The organism is Pseudonocardia terrae (assembly GCF_021343995.1).
Lineage (GTDB): Bacteria > Actinomycetota > Actinomycetes > Mycobacteriales > Pseudonocardiaceae > Pseudonocardia > Pseudonocardia terrae.
Map to the genome: position 1 here is coordinate 110,500 of NZ_JAJTTE010000010.1, position 17,671 is coordinate 128,170.

At 72.9% G+C, this 17,671-nt stretch carries 17 protein-coding genes; 9 read left to right on the forward strand and 8 right to left on the reverse strand.

From position 1 onward, the window contains the following. The first annotated feature begins 130 nt into the window (after positions 1-130). Entirely contained in the window at positions 131-643 is a 513-nt protein-coding gene (locus LWC33_RS09205; RefSeq protein WP_233303835.1) for a DUF2127 domain-containing protein, read from the forward strand. A gap of 3 nt (positions 644-646) precedes the next feature. Here LWC33_RS09205 and LWC33_RS09210 read toward each other — a convergent pair whose 3' ends face one another. From LWC33_RS09210 to LWC33_RS09230, 5 genes are all read right to left on the reverse strand, one after another. After that, on the reverse strand, positions 647-1,750 hold the full coding sequence (locus LWC33_RS09210) for an FAD-dependent oxidoreductase (protein WP_233303837.1): 1,104 nt from the start codon (positions 1,748-1,750) through the stop codon (positions 647-649). Positions 1,751-1,791: 41 nt separating this feature from the next. Continuing rightward, entirely contained in the window at positions 1,792-2,772 is a 981-nt protein-coding gene (locus tag LWC33_RS09215; RefSeq protein ID WP_233303838.1) for a threonine ammonia-lyase, read from the reverse strand. A 2-nt stretch (positions 2,773-2,774) separates the two neighbouring features. Further along, a complete protein-coding gene (locus LWC33_RS09220; RefSeq protein WP_233303839.1) occupies positions 2,775-3,095 on the reverse strand; it encodes a putative quinol monooxygenase in 321 nt (106 codons plus the stop codon). Positions 3,096-3,104: 9 nt separating this feature from the next. After that, the gene (locus LWC33_RS09225; protein WP_233303840.1) at positions 3,105-4,031 is read right to left on the reverse strand and encodes a vWA domain-containing protein; all 927 of its coding nucleotides are present in this window, start codon (positions 4,029-4,031) and stop codon (positions 3,105-3,107) included. Positions 4,032-4,102: 71 nt separating this feature from the next. Beyond that, a complete protein-coding gene (locus LWC33_RS09230; RefSeq protein ID WP_233303841.1) occupies positions 4,103-4,987 on the reverse strand; it encodes an AAA family ATPase in 885 nt (294 codons plus the stop codon). A 161-nt stretch (positions 4,988-5,148) separates the two neighbouring features. Here LWC33_RS09230 and LWC33_RS09235 point away from each other — a divergent pair, with 161 nt between their 5' ends. Both LWC33_RS09235 and LWC33_RS09240 read left to right on the forward strand, forming a co-directional pair. Then, a complete protein-coding gene (locus LWC33_RS09235) occupies positions 5,149-6,270 on the forward strand; it encodes an NDMA-dependent alcohol dehydrogenase (protein WP_233303842.1) in 1,122 nt (373 codons plus the stop codon). Continuing rightward, entirely contained in the window at positions 6,270-7,874 is a 1,605-nt protein-coding gene (locus LWC33_RS09240) for a class I adenylate-forming enzyme family protein (protein ID WP_233303843.1), read from the forward strand. Before LWC33_RS09235 ends, LWC33_RS09240 begins: the two co-directional genes overlap by 1 nt. Here the strand turns inward: LWC33_RS09240 and LWC33_RS09245 are convergent. Next, a complete protein-coding gene (locus LWC33_RS09245) occupies positions 7,852-9,471 on the reverse strand; it encodes an AMP-binding protein (RefSeq protein WP_233303844.1) in 1,620 nt (539 codons plus the stop codon). The genes LWC33_RS09240 and LWC33_RS09245 overlap by 23 nt on opposite strands. Positions 9,472-9,584: 113 nt before the next feature. Between LWC33_RS09245 and LWC33_RS09250 the strand changes: the two genes are divergently transcribed. The 6 genes from LWC33_RS09250 (at position 9,585) to LWC33_RS09275 (ending at position 14,389) form a co-directional block, all read left to right on the forward strand. Then, on the forward strand, positions 9,585-10,034 hold the full coding sequence (locus LWC33_RS09250) for a hypothetical protein (RefSeq protein ID WP_233303845.1): 450 nt from the start codon (positions 9,585-9,587) through the stop codon (positions 10,032-10,034). Further along, positions 10,031-10,411, forward strand: coding sequence for a hotdog family protein (locus tag LWC33_RS09255; protein WP_233303846.1), 381 nt, complete (start codon positions 10,031-10,033; stop codon positions 10,409-10,411). Before LWC33_RS09250 ends, LWC33_RS09255 begins: the two co-directional genes overlap by 4 nt. An 89-nt stretch (positions 10,412-10,500) precedes the next feature. Beyond that, entirely contained in the window at positions 10,501-11,886 is a 1,386-nt protein-coding gene (locus LWC33_RS09260; RefSeq protein WP_233303847.1) for a phytoene desaturase family protein, read from the forward strand. A 1-nt stretch (position 11,887) separates the two neighbouring features. Beyond that, positions 11,888-13,009 carry an LLM class flavin-dependent oxidoreductase gene (locus tag LWC33_RS09265; protein WP_233303848.1) on the forward strand — a complete coding sequence of 374 codons (1,122 nt, stop codon included), beginning with the start codon at positions 11,888-11,890 and terminating at the stop codon, positions 13,007-13,009. Beyond that, complete coding sequence (locus LWC33_RS09270) at positions 13,006-13,374, forward strand: nuclear transport factor 2 family protein (protein ID WP_233303849.1); 369 nt, start codon at positions 13,006-13,008, stop codon at positions 13,372-13,374. Before LWC33_RS09265 ends, LWC33_RS09270 begins: the two co-directional genes overlap by 4 nt. Positions 13,375-13,384: 10 nt before the next feature. Further along, positions 13,385-14,389 carry an LLM class flavin-dependent oxidoreductase gene (locus tag LWC33_RS09275; RefSeq protein ID WP_233303850.1) on the forward strand — a complete coding sequence of 335 codons (1,005 nt, stop codon included), beginning with the start codon at positions 13,385-13,387 and terminating at the stop codon, positions 14,387-14,389. A gap of 747 nt (positions 14,390-15,136) precedes the next feature. On the opposite strand, the gene LWC33_RS09280 is transcribed toward LWC33_RS09275, so the two are convergent. Continuing rightward, complete coding sequence (locus tag LWC33_RS09280; RefSeq protein WP_233303851.1) at positions 15,137-15,688, reverse strand: DinB family protein; 552 nt, start codon at positions 15,686-15,688, stop codon at positions 15,137-15,139. A 264-nt stretch (positions 15,689-15,952) separates the two neighbouring features. Continuing rightward, positions 15,953-17,662 carry a glycerol-3-phosphate dehydrogenase/oxidase gene (locus LWC33_RS09285; protein ID WP_233303852.1) on the reverse strand — a complete coding sequence of 570 codons (1,710 nt, stop codon included), beginning with the start codon at positions 17,660-17,662 and terminating at the stop codon, positions 15,953-15,955. Positions 17,663-17,671 lie beyond the last annotated feature (9 nt).

Consider the following 17,671-nt stretch of genomic DNA (forward strand, 5'->3'; position numbering starts at 1 on the left):
AGTTTACGGCCGTACCGCCCGGACCGGTAGCGTTCGCGGACCGGATCGAGCGGTAGCGCCCGCGGCCCCTGGCGGTACCCGGCGCCGGCGGGCAGGCTGTCCGGGGCGGTCGAGCGACGGGGGAACGCGCGTGAGGGCCGACGACCAGGACACGGTGTGCGGCCCCCGCGCGGCCACCCGGACCGACCGGCTCTTCACGCTCGCCCTGCTGGTCAAGGGGATCGACGGCGCGGCGGAGCTGATCGGCGCGATCGTGCTGGTCCTGGTGTCCGGCGCGACCGTGAACCGGCTCGTCGCCGAGGTCCTCGCGCACGACCTGCTGGGCCCGGCCGACGGCACGCTGGCCCGGCACTTCGTCGCGGGGACCTCGGAGTTCGTGTCCGGCGACCGCACCTTCGCCGTGCTCTACCTGGCCCTGCACGGGGTGGTGAAGCTGGCGTTGGTGGTGGCGCTGCTGCGCAAGTGGCTGCCCGCCTACCCGGTCGCGGTCGTCGTCCTGCTGGTGTTCGTGGTGTACGAGATCATCCGCGCGGTCCACACGGGTTCGGTGCTGCTGCCCTTCCTCGCCGCGCTCGACCTCGTCATCACGGTGCTGGTGGTCCGGGAGTACCGGATGCTGCGCCGGGAGCGCCGCGCGGCCTGACGGTCACGCGGCGGCCCGCTCCCGCAGGCGGTGCACGATCTCGTGCGCGGCCGCCCGGCCCGCACGGTTGGCACCGATGGTGCTGGCCGAGGGCCCGTAGCCGACGAGGTGCACCCGCGGATCGGCGACCGCGCGGGTCCCGTCGACCGCGATCCCGCCCTGCGGCGAGCGCAGGTGCAGCGGGGCGAGATGACCGATCGCCGGGCGCCAGCCCGTGGCCCAGAGGATGACGTCGGCGGGCTCGGTGGTGCCGTCCGCCCAGGCCACGCCGTCGGGGGTGATGCGGGAGAACATCGGTCGCCGGTCGAGCACGCCGCTCTCGATCCCCTCCCGGTAGGCCGGGGTGAGCGGCAGGCCGGTCACGCTGACCACCGGCCGCGGCGGCAGGCCCGCGCGGACCCGCTCCTCGACGAGCGCGACCGCCTCCCGGCCGGCGACGTCGTCGAACGGGCCCTCGCGCCAGCGCGGCGGCGTGCGGGTGACCCAGGTGGTCGCGGCGGCGAGTGGCGCGATCTGCAGCAAGAACTGCACGGCCGAGGTCCCGCCCCCGACGACCACCACGCGCAGCCCGGCGAATGCCTCCGGCCCGGGGAAGTCGACGGCGTGCAGCTGCCGGCCGCGGAAGTCCCGGGCGCCGGGGTACGCGGGGACGAAGGGGCGGGTCCAGGTGCCGGTGGCGTTGACGAGGGCCTGCGCCGTCCAGGTCCGGTCCTCCGGGGCGCCACCGACGCCCTGCGTCCCGGGCTCCGTCTCCACCGCGAGATCCGCGCCCACCGACCGCACGGCCGTCACCCGCACGGGCCGCCGGACCTGCAGGTCGAACTCCCGCTCGTAGGCCGCGAAGTACTCCGGCACCACCCGGTTGGCGGGGCGGTCGGGGTCCTCGGGCGCGAAGTCCAGCCCGGGCAGCGAGTGGATGCGGTGGGCGGAGAAGGCGTCGCCGGCCACGCGGAGGGTGTCCCAGCGGTGCCGCCACGCCCCGCCCGGCGCCTCGTCGGCGTCGAGCACCACGAACCCCGGCCCGGGCTCGAGCCCGGCCCGGCGCAGCCCCCAGGCGGCCGAGAGCCCGGCCTGCCCGGCGCCGATCACCACGACCTGCGTGTCCACGCCCGTGAGAACGCACGGGCCCCGTCGATCAGTCCCGTCGATCAGTCCCGCACGCCGAACCGCTCCGCCCAGCTCTCGACGTCGGCGAAGGTCGCGTTGCCGCCGCACACCACCAGCCCGAGGCGGGCGCCCGGCCCGACGCGGTCGAGGACCCGGCGCGCGGCCGGGACCAGGCACCCGGCGGCGGGTTCCGTCCACAGCTTGGCGTGCGCGGCCAGGTCGAGCGTCCCGCGCACGGCCTCGGCGTCGGGCACCACGAGGATGTCCGTGACCAGGGCCGTGACGTGCTCGTACGTCAGCCGCGACGCCGACGGGGCGCTGAGCGAGGTCACGATCGACGACAGCGCGACCGGCGTGGGCCCGCCCGCCGTGATCGCCGCGGACATGGCCTCGGCGCCGGTCGTCTCCACGCCCCACACCCGCAGGCCGGGCCGGCGGGCGTGCAGCGCGGCCGCGACGCCGGAGATCAGCCCGCCGCCCCCGATGCTGACCAGGACGTCGGTGAGGTCGCCGGCGTCGTCGGCCAGCTCCACGCCCACGGTGCCCTGGGCCGCGACGACCACGGGGTCGTCGAAGGGATGCACCATGGTCCGGCCGGCCGCCTGCAGCTCCACGGCCAGCGCGAAGGCCCCCGCGATGTCCGGGGTGAGCCGCACGTCCGAGCCGGTGGCCCGGCACGCCGCGACCGTGCGCGACGACGCCGACTCCGGCATCACCACCGCCGCCTCGATGCCGAGCGCGGCCGCCATCTCGGCGACGGCGATGCCGTGGTTGCCACCGCTGACCGCGACGACGCCCGCCGCCCGCTCTGCGGGCGTCAGCGACAGCAGCTTCGCGGTGGCCCCGCGGGCCTTGAACGACCCGGTGCGCTGCAGCAGCTCCAGCTTGGTGGTGACCGGCACCCCGAGCAGGGCCGACAGGCCCGGGCTCGCCACCGTCGGCGTCCGGACGACGTGCCCGGCGATGCGCTCGGCGGCGGCGGTGATCTCCGGGAGGCCGATCAGGGAGCTGCTGACAGTCACCCTCAGATGGTGCCCTGCTCCGTGGTGCCGGCGGGGATCGGCGTGAAGGTCTTCACGTCGAGCGGCCGGGCGAGGCGGCCCTTCAGCGCGGCGCCGACCTCGGTGAGGGCCGGTGCGGCGCCGTGGGTCTTGAGCGCCTCGGCCGACTCCCAGCGCTCCACGAACACGAGGTCGGTCGAGTCGCTCGTGCTCTCGTGCAGGGCGTACTTCCCGCAGCCCGGCTCCCCGTGGACCTTCGGGATGGCGGCGAGGAAGGCCTCGCGGACGGCCTCCTCCTCACCCGGCTTCGGCGAGATGGTGGCGATGACGATCACGGGGCTCATCGGGTTCTCCTAGCGGTTGAGGATGCGGTTGAGGGCGGGGGCGACGTCGCGGTGCGTGTGCACCGGGTGCAGGGTGCCGTGGCCGAGGCGGGCGAGGTCCCGGCCCAGCGGCAGGTCGTGCTCGCCGTCGGTCTCGAGCAGGACGTGCAGCTCACCGAACCGGCGGGCGAGGTCGCGGGGGTCGGGTCCGGCGTTGTGCACGGCGTCGGTGAGCAGGATGGCGGTGCGCCGGCGGGCGGCGGAGCGGGCGAGCTCGGCGTGCGCGACCGAGAGCCCGAACCCGACGTTGGTCAACCCCCGGGCGGCGATGCGCAGCAGCTGGTCCAGCAGCTTCGACGGCGTCGCCGGGGTGGTGAGCGGCTTGAGCACGGCGGCGTCGGACCAGAACGCGACCAGGGCGAGCTGGTCCGAGGCGCCGGACAGGTCCGCGGACAGCGCGGCGACGGTGGCCGCGGCGATGCGGACCTTCTCCCCGCGCATGGACCCGGACACGTCGACGATCAGCACCGCGGCCCGCCGCGAGCTCATCCGCTCCCGGACGATGATGTCGGTGTCCTCGGGCACCGGCCGCTCGGCGAGCATCTCGATGGTCTTGTCGAGGTCGATGTCGTCGGAGCGGTAGGCGTAGGGCACCGACGCCAGCGCACCGGTCCCGCGTTCGGCGCGGGCGTCGCGCGGGCGGCGGCGGACGGAGAGCCGCCGCGCGATGGCCTGGGCCATGGAGGCGACCACCGGGTCGGGTGGGGTGTCCTCGAGCAGCTCGCCGAGCTCGCGCTGCCGCGCGGTCTGCGAGGTCACGAGCACGCCCTGCCCGCCGGCGGGCAGCTCGTCCTGCCCGCCGGAGCGGTCGGGGTTCAGCTCGGCGACGACGGGTGCGCCCTTGCCCTTGCTGAACAGCTCGGGTGCGGTGTCGAGGCGCTTGGGCTTGCGCCGCAACGGGGCCAGGTTCCGTCGCTCACCGGGGTCGGCGGTGGGCAGCGCGACGGCTATGTCCTTGGGGTCGAGGTTCAGGCGGTGCGGGCCCGGCGCTGCCCGCCGGGGGCGGAGAAAAAATGGTTCTCCCAGATCTCGGTGATGACCTGCTCGGGGGTGGCGTCGGAGGCCTCGTCGACCCCGACCCGCGCGGACAGGGCCAACAGCGCGGCGTCGAGGACCACCCGGGTGCGCTCGCCCTCCCGGTCGATCCGCTGCAGCTCCATGGCGATCGCGACCAGGTCGATCGCGCCCCGCACGGACGAGCCGCGGCGCAGCTCGGGGTGGGTGCGGGTGGCCCGGGTCAGGGCGACGCCGTCGTCGATCAGCGCCCGGTCCTCGCAGCCGGTGCGGCGGGCGACGATGTCGCCCTCCTCCTCGGCGGACTGGTAGCCGACGGCCAGGCGGCACCAGCGGTCGTAGACGGAGTCGGAGATCCGCGCGGTGCCGACGTTGTCGAAGGGGTTCATCGAGGCCAGCACCCGGAACGTCGGGGCGGCCGAGAGGGTGCCGACGCGGGGCACGGTGACCGCGCGCTCGGCCATCGCGCCGAGCAGCACGTTGAGCGTGTCCTCCGGGGCGCGGTTGAGCTCCTCGATGTAGAGGAACCCGCCGCGCTGCATGGCCTCGACCAGCGGGCCCGGGACGAAGTTCTCCGCGGAGTAGTCCTCCTGCAGCACCCGGGCGGGGTTGTGGTGCCCGACGAGCCGGGCCGGGGTGAGCTCGGCGTTGCCCTCCACCAGCACGAACGGCACGTCCCAGTGCTCGGTGATGGCGCGCAGCATCGTCGACTTCGACGTCCCGGGCGGACCTTCCAGCAGGATGTCACGGCCCGCGGCCACCGCCGCCAGCACCAGGGTCAGCTCGCGGTCGCGGCCGACCACGGCCTGCGCGATGGCGTCCCGCGCGGCGCCGTCCACCGTGGGGCTCGTCGTTGATGCACTCACATCACCATCCGACAGGCCGGGCGAACGTTCGTCAACCCGGCTCTTGAAACGACTACCGGTCGGTCGGTAGACAATGTGTCGTGGACCACGACGAGGTGGTCCGGCCCGAGGATCCCCCGAGGAGGACCCCCACCGTGAAGACGCACGCCTCCATCCTGCGTAGCGCGCCCGGCAAGTTCGAGCCCGCGGACCTCGATCTCGAGGGGCCCCGCAGCGGCGAGATCACCGTGAAGCTCGCGGCCTCGGGCCTGTGCCACTCGGACGACCACATGGCGACGGGCGACATCCCCGCCGGCACCTACCCGCTCTGCGGCGGGCACGAGGGGTCGGGCGTGGTGACCGAGGTCGGCCCGGAGACGCCCGGCTTCGCGGTCGGCGACCACGTCGTGTTCACCTTCGTGCCCTCGTGCGGGCGCTGCCGCTGGTGCGCCGCGGGCATGCAGAACCTGTGCGACCTGGGCGCGAACATGATGGTCGGCTCCCGCTTCGAGGACACCTCGAGCTACCGCATGACGCTCGACGAGCAGCCGGTCGGCCAGATGTGCGGCATCTCCACCTTCAGCGAGTTCACCACCGTGAGCGTCAACTCGGCGGTCAAGGTGCCGAAGGAGGTCCCGCTGGCCCCGCTGTGCCTGCTGGGCTGCGGCGTCGGGACGGGCTGGGGCTCGGCGGTGAACGCGGCGCAGGTCCAGGCCGGGCAGACCGTCGTGGTGATGGGCATCGGCGGTATCGGCACCAGCGCCGTGCAGGGCGCCGCGCACGCCGGGGCGACGAACGTGATCGCCGTCGACCCGGTCGCGTTCAAGCGGGAGAGCGCCATGGAGTTCGGCGCCACCCACACGGCCTCGACGATGGAGGAGGCCTCCGAGCTGGCGAGCCACTTCACCGACGGGCAGGGGCCGGACTCGGTGATCGTGACCGTCGGCGTCACGACGGCGGACCACGTCGGCCAGGCCGTCGCGGCGGTGCGCAAGGCGGGCACGGTCGTGGTCACCGGGGCGGGCAAGGCGGAGCTGTCCCAGGTGCCGATCAACCTGCTCGAGCTGACGATGTCGCAGAAGAAGATCGTCGGGGCGCTGTTCGGTGCGGCGAGCCCGTTCACCAGCATCCCGTGGCTGACCCAGATGTACACGAGCGGTCGGCTCAAGCTCGACGAGATGATCACCAAGCGGTACTCGCTCGACGAGGTGGCCGAGGGCTACGAGGACATGCACGCGGGCACGATCATCCGCGGCGTCGTGGAGTTCGACCGCTGATGGCCCGTCGCTGGATCGCCCCGACCACCCTCGGCGATCTCGTCGACCGGCATGCGGCCGAGCACCCGGCGGACGAGGCGCTGGTGTTCCCGGACGGGCGGGCCACCTTCGCCGAGCTCGGGGAGCGGGCGCAGCAGTACGCGCGCCGGCTGCTCGGGCTCGGCGTCGGCCGCGGCGACCGGGTCGGGACGCTGCTGCCGGCGTCGATCGACCTGGTCGCGGTGATGATCGGGGCGGCGAAGATCGGGGCGGTCACGGTGCCCGTCAACGCCCGGTTCAAGGCCGTCGAGCTGCGGCAGATCGTGGTGCACTCCGGGATGCGGGTGCTGGCGACGGACGCGGCGTCGGTCCCGCTGGTCCGGGAGGCGACGGCGGACGGTGCCCCGGAGCTCGCGCACGTCCTCGTGCTCGACGACCCGGACTCGCTCGCCGCGGCCGACCTCTCGGCGGCGACGGACGAGGCGGTGTGGGCGCGCCAGCCCGGCGTCCGGGTCCGGGACACCGCGGTGATCGTCTACACCTCGGGGACCACGGCCGCGCCGAAGGGCGCGATGCTCAGCCACGAGGCCCTCACCCGGCTCGCCGACGGGATCGGCGAGCGGATGGCGCTCACCCCCGCGGACCGGGTCTGGACGGCCATCCCGCTCTTCCACGGCGGCGGCATCACCTTCCTGCTCAGCTGCCTGACCGCCCGGGCGACGTTCGTCCACCCCGGCTACTTCGACCCCGCGACGACCCTCGAGCTGCTCACCACGGAGCGGGTCACCGTGGCCCTGGCCGCGTTCGAGACGATCTGGATGCCCGTCCTGAACCGGCCGGACTTCGCGGGCTTCGACCTCTCCGGGATCCGCCTGGTGATGGCCGTCGGGGTACCGGAGCGGTTGCGCGACATGGCCTCCCGGCTGCCGTGTGCGGTGCACGTGTCCTGCGTGGCGATGACCGAGTCGTCGGCCTTCCTGTCGCTCAACCGCACGGACGACCCGCTGGACAAGCGGGTGACGACGGGCGGGCACCCGATGCCGGGGATGGAGGTCCGCGTCGTCGACCCCGACACCGGCGCCGACCTCCCGCCCGACACCCAGGGCGAGCTGCTCTTCCGCGGCCCCACCGCCTTCGACGGCTATTTCCGCGACCCGGAGCGCACCGCCGAGGTGATCGACGCCGACGGCTGGTTCCACACCGGCGACCTCGTCGTGGTCGACGTGGACGGGCGGCTCACCTTCCGCTCGCGGCTCAAGGACATGCTCAAGGTCGGCGGGGAGAACGTGGCCGCGGCCGAGGTCGAGGGGTACCTGCTCGGGCACCCGGCGGTCGACCTGGTCGCGGTGGTGGCCGCCCCGGACGCGTACTACGTCGAGGTGCCGGCCGCGTTCGTGCAGCTCAAGCCGGGTGCGACGGCCACGGAGCAGGAGCTGATCGAGTTCTGCGTCGGCCGGATCGCCACCTACCGCGTGCCGCGCTACGTCCGCTGGATCGCGCCGGGGCAGTGGCCGATGTCCGGCACGAAGATCAAGAAGTACCTGCTGCGCGAGCGGATCGCCGACGAGCTCAAGCAGCGCGGCCTCACCGAGGCGCCGCGGATCACGACCCGGCCCGGGAGCTGAGCACGGGGGCCTCGGTGATCCCCGCGGCCTTCAGCTCGTCGGCCAGGCGCTCCTTGAGGCGGAACTTCTGGACCTTGGTCCCGGACATCGGGAACTCGTCGACGAAGCGCACGTACCGCGGCACCTTGAAGGTCGCGATGCGCCCGAGGCAGAAGGCGACGAGCTCCTCCTCCGTCGCGGTGGCCCCGGCCTTGAGCTGCACGAACGCGGCGGCGACCTCGCCGTAGCGGGCGTCCGGCGCCCCGACGACCTGCACCAGCCCGACGGCCGGGTGCTCGCAGAGGAACCCCTCGACCTCGGCGGCGGCCACGTTCTCCCCGCCGACCTTGAGCATGTCCTTGAGCCGCGACACGAACCGCAGCCGGCCCGCCTCGTCGGCCACGACGAGGTCCCCGGAGGCGAACCAGCCGTCGGCGTCGATCCGGGCGGCGGTGGTCTCGGGGTCGCGGTGGTAGCGGACCAGCCGCGAGGCGCCGCGGAAGCGGAACTCACCGGGGACGCCCGGCGGCACGGGCCGGCCGGTCTCCGGGTCGACGACCTCCGCCTCCATGTGCCGCAGCGGTACGCCGCTCGTGGTCGCGCGGACCTCGGCCGGGTCCTCGGGCGAGCCCATGCAGCAGAACCCGAACGACTCGGTCATGCCCAGGCAGGAGGTCTGCACGGCCTGCGGCAGCCGGGCCTGCATGGCGCGCATCCGCTCGGGCGCACCGACGTTGATCACCAGCCGCAGGGCGGACAGGTCGGCCTCGGGGAAGCGCGGGTGCTCGAGCACCGGCACCCAGATCGTCTCGAAGGCGGGGAAGCCGATCGTGCAGCGCTCCCGTTCGAGCTGGTCGAGGGCCCGCCCGGGCTCGAACGTGCCCACGTGGACCATCCCGCACCGCCCGGCGAGGGCGGCGATCGCCACGTCGAACCCGCCGCAGTGGAACATCGGCAGCGGCGCCCAGAAGCGGTCGTCGGGCCGCAGGCCGAGCCGTTCCGCCACGGCTCCGCCCTCGGCGACCAGCGACGCGTGGTCGTGCACGCAGCCGCGCGGCTGCGAGGTGGTGCCGGAGGTGTAGAGCATGAGGATCGGGTCCGACGCCCGGAGCGCCCGCCGGGCCTCGTCGGCCCCGGCGGGGTCGGCCGTCTCGTCCAGCCCGTGCAGGAGCCCGGCCGCGGGCGCGTCCAGTGCGACCACGGCGCGCAGCAACGGGGCGGCGTCGAGCGCGAGGCGGCCCGGCACGCCGTCGGCCAGTCCGGGCAGCGCCCCGTAGAGCACCGGCGCGAACCCGGCGGTGGTGACCAGCAGGCGCAGGTCGGCGTTCTCGATCATGTAGCTCAGCTCGCGGGGCTTGAGCCGGGGGTTGAGCGGCACCGTGACCGCGCCGATCCGGGCCGCGGCGAGCCAGAGCCGGTAGCTGTCGAGGCAGCCGTGCAGGAGCAGCCCCACGGAGTCCCCGGGCCGGACGCCGAGCGCCCAGAGCGCGGCCGAGAGCCGGCGCGTCGAGCGGGCCAGCTCGGGGTAGGTCTCGCGGCCGTCGGGGAAGACGACGCCCTGGTCGGCCGCGTCCATCGCGCGGCGCTCGAGCAGGTCGGGAACGGTGGTGTCCGGCATCCTCGGCGGCCTTCCGATCTGTCCAACGACCGTTTGACAGTCGAACCGTAGCAACGGCGTCCGGGCCCGTCGAGGCAGCTGACTATCAACCGTCCAGTAGGTACTCTGGTCCCGTGATCACCGAGGAGAAGCTCTCCGGCACCGTCGGTCACAGCATGCCCGGCGGCACCGCACGCGTCGAGCACTACGCGGACTGGTTGCTCCGGGACGCGTTGGGGGCGCCGCCGGGCGAACCGGGCCTCGCGCACCCGACGTTCGCCTTCCTCGCGGCGCAGGGGGGTGTGGGGCTGAGCCTCGAGGAGGTCTTCGCCGTCTTCGGGGCCTCCTCGGCCGACGGCCCGATGCTCGGGGAGTGGGCGGTGGACTTCGCGGAACCGCTGCGGCTCGACGTCGACTACGCCGTGACCTGCGTCGTCGAGGCCGCGACCCGGAAGACCGGCGCGCGCACGGGCGTGTTCGACCTGGTCACGGTGCGGATCGAGCTGACCGGGCCGGACGGGCGCGTGCACGTGATCGTCCGGCCGACCTATGTGTTCCCCCGTCGATCGGCGGTGCCGGCGTGAAGGTCGGGGACGCGCTGGCGGAGCGCGTGGTCGAGTCGGTCGACCCGGAGAAGATGAAGATCGCCGCGGCGCTGCTGCGGGACCCGAACATGATCCATCTCGACCCGGCCGTCACCGAGAAGCTGGGCATGGGGTCGCGGGTGGTCAACCAGGGGCCGCTGAACCTGGGCTACATCCACACCCTGCTCGAGGAGTACGGGCGGGTGGTCGCCTCGCGCTTCCGGTTCCACGGCAACGTGGTCGCCGGCGACCGGGTCGTGGCGGGCGGCCGGGTCATTGCGGTCGAGGGGGACCTCGTCGACTGCGAGGTCTGGCTGGACGTGACGGGCGGGGCCCGGGCAGTCTCGGGGACGGTGCGGATCCGCCGCGCACGGTGAGCCGGGCGCCGGCTCCCGGGTGCGGGCGCTTGCGTGATCCGTCCCGCCGTGACACCGTGTCAAACGGTCGGTTGGTAGAGAGAGGTGTCATGCCGAGCTACGACGTCGTGGTCATCGGGGCCGGGGCCGCCGGGCTCTCCGCGGGAGCGCTGCTGGCCAAGGAGGGCAAGCGGGTGGTGGTGCTCGACCGCAGCCCGTACCTGGGCGGGCGCGCCATGGCGGTGCCGGACGAGGGGTTCACCGTCAACCTCGGCGGTCACCTCATCGAGGACGGCGGGTCGGGCATCACGAAGGTGTTCGAGCACGTCGGCAAGGAGCTGATCCACGGCGAGGTCAGCAACGACATGCCGATCTGGGAGAACGGCAAGGGCTGGGGCTCGATCCGGGACCGGTACACGGACCGGACCGAGCTCAAGAAGGTGATCAAGGCCCTCGTCAACACCCCCTACGAGGAGCTCGACGACTGGGACGACCGCTCGCTGCGCGAGTGGATCCACCAGCACACGCACGACCAGGGCGTGGTGGACCTGTTCGAGTTCATCTCGGTGCTGGAGTGCATGACCGACAACTGGTACGACCACTCCGCCAGCGACAACCTCTACGTGCGCAAGATGCACTTCGAGGAGCGCAACACCGCGGCCTACTCCTGCTGGCCCGGCCAGGGCTGGGACGGGATCTGGCGCGACCTCGCCGACGCGATCACGTCGAACGGCGGGGAGCTGCGGCTGGGGACGTCGGTCGAGCGGGTGATCATCGAGAACGGCGCGGTGAAGGGCGTGGCGGTGGGCCGCGAGCCCAAGGTGCTGCCCAACGAGTTCTTCGAGGAGGAGATCCTCGAGGCGCCCGCGGTGATCTCGACGCTGCCGGTGTGGACGGTGCTGAACGTCGTCCCGCGGTCCGCGCTGCCGGAGTGGTACGCGAGCCAGATCGAGTTCCTCGCGCAGGACAAGTTCCGGATCGCCTGGCTGGGGCTCTACCTCGCCACCGAGGAGCCGGTCACGCAGTTCGACCCGCGCGAGCTCGCCACCTGGACGTCGACGCCGTCGACCGACTGCTCGGGCTTCATGTTCGACCAGTCCGCGATGGACCCGTCGTGCTCGCCGGAGGGCACGCACCTGCACGTGATGGGCGCGATCATCCCCGGCGCGAAGGGCCGCGACCGGGAGTGGTGCCGGCAGACGATGGAGGCGTTCGAGCGCGACGCCGAGGTGATGTGGCCGGGCTTCGCCAAGCCGATCTGGCGGCGCCGGCACCTGGTGTTCGAGCCGAGCTTCGGGGTGATCCAGATGCCGGGCCTGGTCGGGAAGTACCGGCCGCACTGGCGGGCGCCCAACGTCGAGGGGCTGTGGTTCGCCTCCGAGACCTTCCGCAGCCGCGGCATCGGCACCGACCGTGCGGCGCGGGCGGCCCTGACCTGCGTCGAGGACTACCTCGGCGCCCGGATCCCGACCTTCGGCGACGGGTGGAGGTACTGAGGTGAACCGCCTGCAGGTGGGCGTCCCCGGGCAGATCATGCCCCCGGCGGATGCGGCGGTGAAGTTCGCGCAGCGCAGCGAGGCCGAGGGGTACGACGCCGTGTGGTGGCCGGACCACCTCATGGGCTGGCACGCGGACACGATGTGGACCCCGGACCTGACGCCGCTGGCGAAGGTCCAGGCCAACCCGCACACCTACTTCGACCCGATGATCATGATGGGGGTCGTCGGGGCGCAGACGGAGCGGATCAAGGTGGGCGTGGTCGTCACGGACCTGATCCGGCGCAACCCGGCCATGGCCGCGGCCACGGCGCTGACGCTCGACCACGTGACCCGCGGGCGGGCGATCATCGGGCTCGGTTCGGGCGAGAAGCTCAACGTCACGCCCTACGGGATGTCCTTCGACAAGCCCGTCGCCAGGCTGTCCGAGGGCATCGACGTGATGCGCCTGCTCTGGGAGGCCGACGGGCCCGTCGACTACCGCGGGCAGTTCCACACGCTGGACAAGGCGGTGCTGGGCCTGTCGCCCTACGGGGACACCCCGCCGGAGATCTGGACCGCCGCGCACGGCCCGCGGATGCTGCGCCTGACCGGCACCAAGGCCGACGGGTGGCTGCCCACCAAGATGACCGCGCCGGACTACGGCAAGGCGCTCACGGTGATCCAGCAGGCCGCCCAGGACGCGGACCGCGACCCCTCTCGGATCACGCCGGGCATGTTGGGCTACATCCTGATGGGTCCGGACGAGGAAACCGTCCGGCGGCTGACCGAGGCGCCGCTGGTGCGGGCGCTGTGCGTGCTGCTGCCCTCGCAGGTGTTCCGGGACCTGGGCGTGGAGCCGCCGCTGGACGGCGGGCCGCACGGCTCGGGCTTCCACGACTTCATCCCGACGACGATCCCGCGCGAGGAGTCCCTGCGGATCATCGACGCGATCCCGCCGGAGGTGGTGCGGCACTACGCCTTCTGCGGCACCCCCGAGCAGGTCGCCGAGGAGCTCTACGAGTACCGAGAGGCCGGGCTGGAGCACCTGGTCATGTGGAACATCACCGCGTTCGGCGACCCGTCGCTGGCCAAGTGGTCGTTCCAGGCCATGGCGGAGCTGAAGAAGCTGGTGGGCTCGTGAGCCGTGCGGTGGTCGAGGGCTACTTCGCCGCGATCAACTCGGACTCGTTCGCGGACCTGGCCGCGGTGTTCGCCGACGACGTGGAGATCCACACGGTCGGGGCGACGCCGGTCGTAGGGCGGGAGGCGGCGCTCGCGCACTTCCCGAAGGTCCTGGCGAGCTACGCCGAGCACGAGGACCGGGTGACGCGCTGGATCGAGACCCCCGGGGCGATCGTCACCGAGATCGACTTCGAGGGGAAGCTCGCCGACGGCCGCCCCGTCGTCTTCTGCGCGCTCGACGTGTTCGACCTGCGGGACGGGCGGATCGCCAAGGTGACGACCTGGTACGACACCCGGGACGTGCGACGGCAGGTGCTCCCGTGAGGCGGGCGTCGTGAAGCTGGGGGTCACCCTGCCCGTCGACGACGGGCTCGGTGTCCCCGAGTACCTCCGGCTCGTCCGGGCGGCCGAGGAGGCGGGCTACGACTCGGCGTGGGTCGGCGAGGTGACCGGGCCGGAGGTCTTCTCCATGCTCGGGGTGCTGGCCGCGAGCACGTCGCGGATCCGGCTGGGCTCCGGGATAGCGACGGTCTACCCGCGCTCGCCCGCGCTGGCCGCGATGGGGTTCGCGACGCTGGCCTCCGCGGCCCCCGGGCGCATCCTCGCCGGGTTGGGCGCGAGCAGCCCGATGGTCACCGAGGACTGGCACGGCCGCGCGCACGACCGCCCGCTCGCGACGATCGAGGGGTACGTCCGCGTGCTGCGCGCGGCCTGGGCGGGCGAGCGGGTGTCCGTCGAACATCCGCGCACGCAGGGCTTCCGCGCCACGCTCCTGCCGCCGGAGCCACCGCCGATCGTCGTCGGCGCGATGAACCCGAAGATGCTGCGGCTCGCCGGCCGGGTCGCCGACGGCGTGTTCCTCACCTGGTCCCCGGTCGACGAGATCGCGGCCAAGCTGGCCCTGGTCCGCGAGGGGGAGTGCGAGGCCGGCCGCGAACCCGGCAGCGTGTGGGCGATGGTCTCCTTCTGGGCCTACGCCGGCGACCGGCTGCCCGAGGGGATGCAGCGGCTGCGCCGGCTCTGCCTGCAGTACGCGATGGTCCCGACGCACGCGGGCTCCTTCACCGGCGTCTTCCCGGAGATCGCCCGCGCCACCGACCTGTGGCGCGCGGGCGACCGCCGCGGCGCGCTCGCCCTGGTGCCCGACGAGGCGGTGCACCGGCTCTGCGCGATCGGCACGGGCGAGACCGTCGCCGCCCGCGCCGCCGCCGTGCACCGGGCCGGCGTCGACCTCGCGGTGCTGCTCACCCCCGGCGCGGTGCCGGGCGAGATCGACGGTCCCCTCCAGACCATCACCCGCACCGCTGCCGCCGCGGGCCTGCTGCAGACCGCGCAGTAGGCGGCGAGCGTGACCGGAGCGCTTCGCCGACCACCGCACGGTGACGCCCGACCGCTCAGCCGCCGACCTCCCGCACATGATCCTTCCGGGGGTTGACAGCAGCGTCGCCGCCACAGCAATCCTGTAGCGCCCTCATCGATCGTGCGCAGCCGCCGAATTCCGACTCTCCGTGCATGATCATTGCGAGTGTGACAGGAGCGCTCCCACCACCGCAGTCCTGTAACGCTCGGATCGATCTTGAGCAGCGCATTGCTGGTTCCGCTGACCTTCTGCCCATGATCAGCGCGAGCGTGACGGGAGCAGATCAGCACGAGCGTGACGGGCGGGCTGTGAGCGCCGCGCTCCTGTAGCCCTCGGATAGATCTTGCGCCTCCCGCACTGCTGATTCGGCCGACCTTCTGTCCATGATCGTCGCGAGCGTCACGGGAGCGCTGTCAGCGCAGCAGTCTTGTAGCGCTCACATCGATCGTGCTGGCGCAGCAGGCTCCGCCGACCCTCCGCCTGTGATCGTCGCGAGTGTCACGGGAGCGCTGTCAGCACAGCAGTCCTGTACCGCTCGGATCGATCTTGTGGTGCGCCACTGCTGGTCCGGCCGACCTCCTGCCCATGATCAGCACGAGCGTGACCGGAGGGCTGTCGCACCGCGCTCCCGTAGCGCTCGCATCGATCTTCAGCCGGCCGCGTGCTAAGGCCAACCCATGATCGAATGTGAGGAGAGCGCTGCCGCCACAGCGGTCCTGGGTCGAATCAGCCCATCGTCTTCGCGCCGTCGATGGCCTCGCGGATGATGTCGGCGTGGCCGGCGTGCTGCGAGGTCTCGGCGATCACGTGAAGGAGCACCCGGCGCAACGACCACTCCGCGCCGGGCTCGAACCAGGGGGCGCTGGGCAGGGGCCGGGTGGCGTCGAGGTCGCCGGTGACGACCAGCTCGTCGGTGGCCTCGGCTACCCGGTCGTAGTGCTCCAGCAGGGCGGGGAGGGTGTCGGCGTCGGTGAGCACGAACCGGGTGTCGACGAACTCGCCGGACTCCATGGCGGCGCGCATGGCGTCAGCGTCGAACCCGCCGCCGGAATCGCCGTCGAACCCCATCGCCCCCGGCTTGCCCAGCGCGAAGTCGATCCAGCCCTGCTCCGTGTCGGCGACGTGCTTGATCAGCGACGCGAGGGTGAGCGCGCTGACCGTGCTGCGGTTGCGGGCCTGCTCCTCGCTCACGCCGGCGACGGTCTGCCGCAGGAAGTCGCGGTGCCGGCGCAGCGACTCCAGCAGGTCCGCACGCTCGCGGGTGAGGGTGGTGGTCACGGGAGGCTCCTCGCGTCGGGCACCAGGTCGGGCGGGCACCCTACCGCGATCTCCGGACACGCAACGGCCACGCACGATGGCGCCACAATGCGACCCTCTCGGCCCTGAGCGCGCATCATGGTTCCATAACGCGATTCTCCCGGACCGGAGGGCGCATTATGATTCCACAACGCGATTCTCCCGCGCCCGAGGGCGCATTATGGTTCCACAACGCGGCAAACCCCCAGCGCAAAGCGCGTCATGGAACCATAATGCGAACCAGGATCAGCTGACGGGCACCACGTCCGGCGCGCCCATGCGGGCGGAGTCGGCGGTGGCGTCGTCGGGCATGGTCTGGCTCTCCCGCTCGGCGGCGACCCGCCCGCGGTAGTGCTCGACCTCCTTGGCCTTCTGCGCCTCGGTCCAGCCCAGCACCGGGGCCATCAGGTCCGCGGCCTCCTGCGCGGCGCCGAGGCCGCGGTCGAAGGTCTCGATGCTGGTGCGGGTGCGGCGGGTGAGGACGTCGTCGAGGTGCCGGGCGCCCTCGTGGCTGGCCGCGTAGACGATCTCGGCGCGGATGTGGTCCGGCGCCCCCGTGAGGGGCTCGCCGAGCGTCTTGTCCTCGGCGACCAGCTCGAGCAGCTCGTCGATCAGCGAGCCGTACCGGCAGAGGAGGTTCTGGATCCGGGCCGGGTGCAGGCCCGACCGCTCGGCGATGACGTGCACCGAGTTCTGCAGCGCCTCCCAGCCCTCGGCGCCGAGCAGCGGCACGTCCTTGGTCACGGACTCCGGGACCTTGGCGTCCATGCCGTGCACGGCCGCGTCGACCGCGTCCTTCGCCATGACCCGGTACGTCGTGTACTTCCCGCCCGCGACGACGACCAGCCCCGGCACCGGGGTGGCGACGGCGTGCTCGCGGGAGAGCTTCGACGTCGACTCCGACTCCCCGGCGAGCAGCGGCCGCAGGCCCGCGTAGACGCCCTCGACGTCCTCGTGGGTCAGCGGCTGCTCCAGCACGGAGTTGACGTGCTCGAGCAGGTAGTCGATGTCCGCCTTGGACGCGGCCGGGTGCGCCTTGTCGAGGTCCCAGTCGGTGTCGGTGGTGCCGATGATCCAGTGCCGGCCCCACGGGATCACGAACAGCACGGACTTCTCGGTGCGCAGGATCAGCCCCGAGTCCGAGCGGATCCGGTCCCGCGGCACCACCAGGTGGATGCCCTTGGACGCGCGCACGTGGAACCGGCCGCGCTCGCCGGCCAGGCCCTGGGTCTCGTCGGTCCACACGCCGGTGGCGTTGATGACCTGCTTGGCCCGCACCTTGATCGTGTCCCCGGTCTCGAGGTCGTGGACCTCGGCGCCGATGACGCGGCCGGACTCCTTGAGCAGCCCGACCACCCGGGCCCGGTTCGCCACGTGCGCCCCGTAGGCCGCCGCGGTGCGGGCGACGAACATGGTGTGCCGGGCGTCGTCGACCTGGGCGTCGTAGTACTGCAGGGCGCCGACGAGGGCGTCCTTGCGCAGCGACGGCACGATCCTGCGCGCGCCGCGGCGGGTGAGGTGGCGGTGGTGCGGCACGCCGCGGGACTGCCCGGAGAGCAGCCCGAGGGTGTCGTAGAGCGCCACGCCGGAGCCCGCGTACAGCCGCTCCCAGACGTGGTGCTGGAGCGGGTAGATGAACGGGACCGGGTGGATCAGGTGCGGGGCGAGCTTCTGGATCAGCAGCCCCCGCTCCTGGAGGGCCTCCGCGACCAGCCGGAAGTCCAGCATCTCCAGGTAGCGCAGGCCGCCGTGGATGAGCTTCGAACTGCGGCTCGACGTCCCGGCGGCGAAGTCACGGGCCTCGACGAGGCCGACGCGCAGGCCGCGGGTGGCGGCGTCGAGGGCAGCCCCGCTACCCACGACACCGCCGCCGACGACGAGAACGTCGAGCTCCTCCCGGGCCATGTCCTCCAGCGCCCGGGTCCGGGCGGCGGGGGAGAGCGCGACGGATCTCATGATCAGATC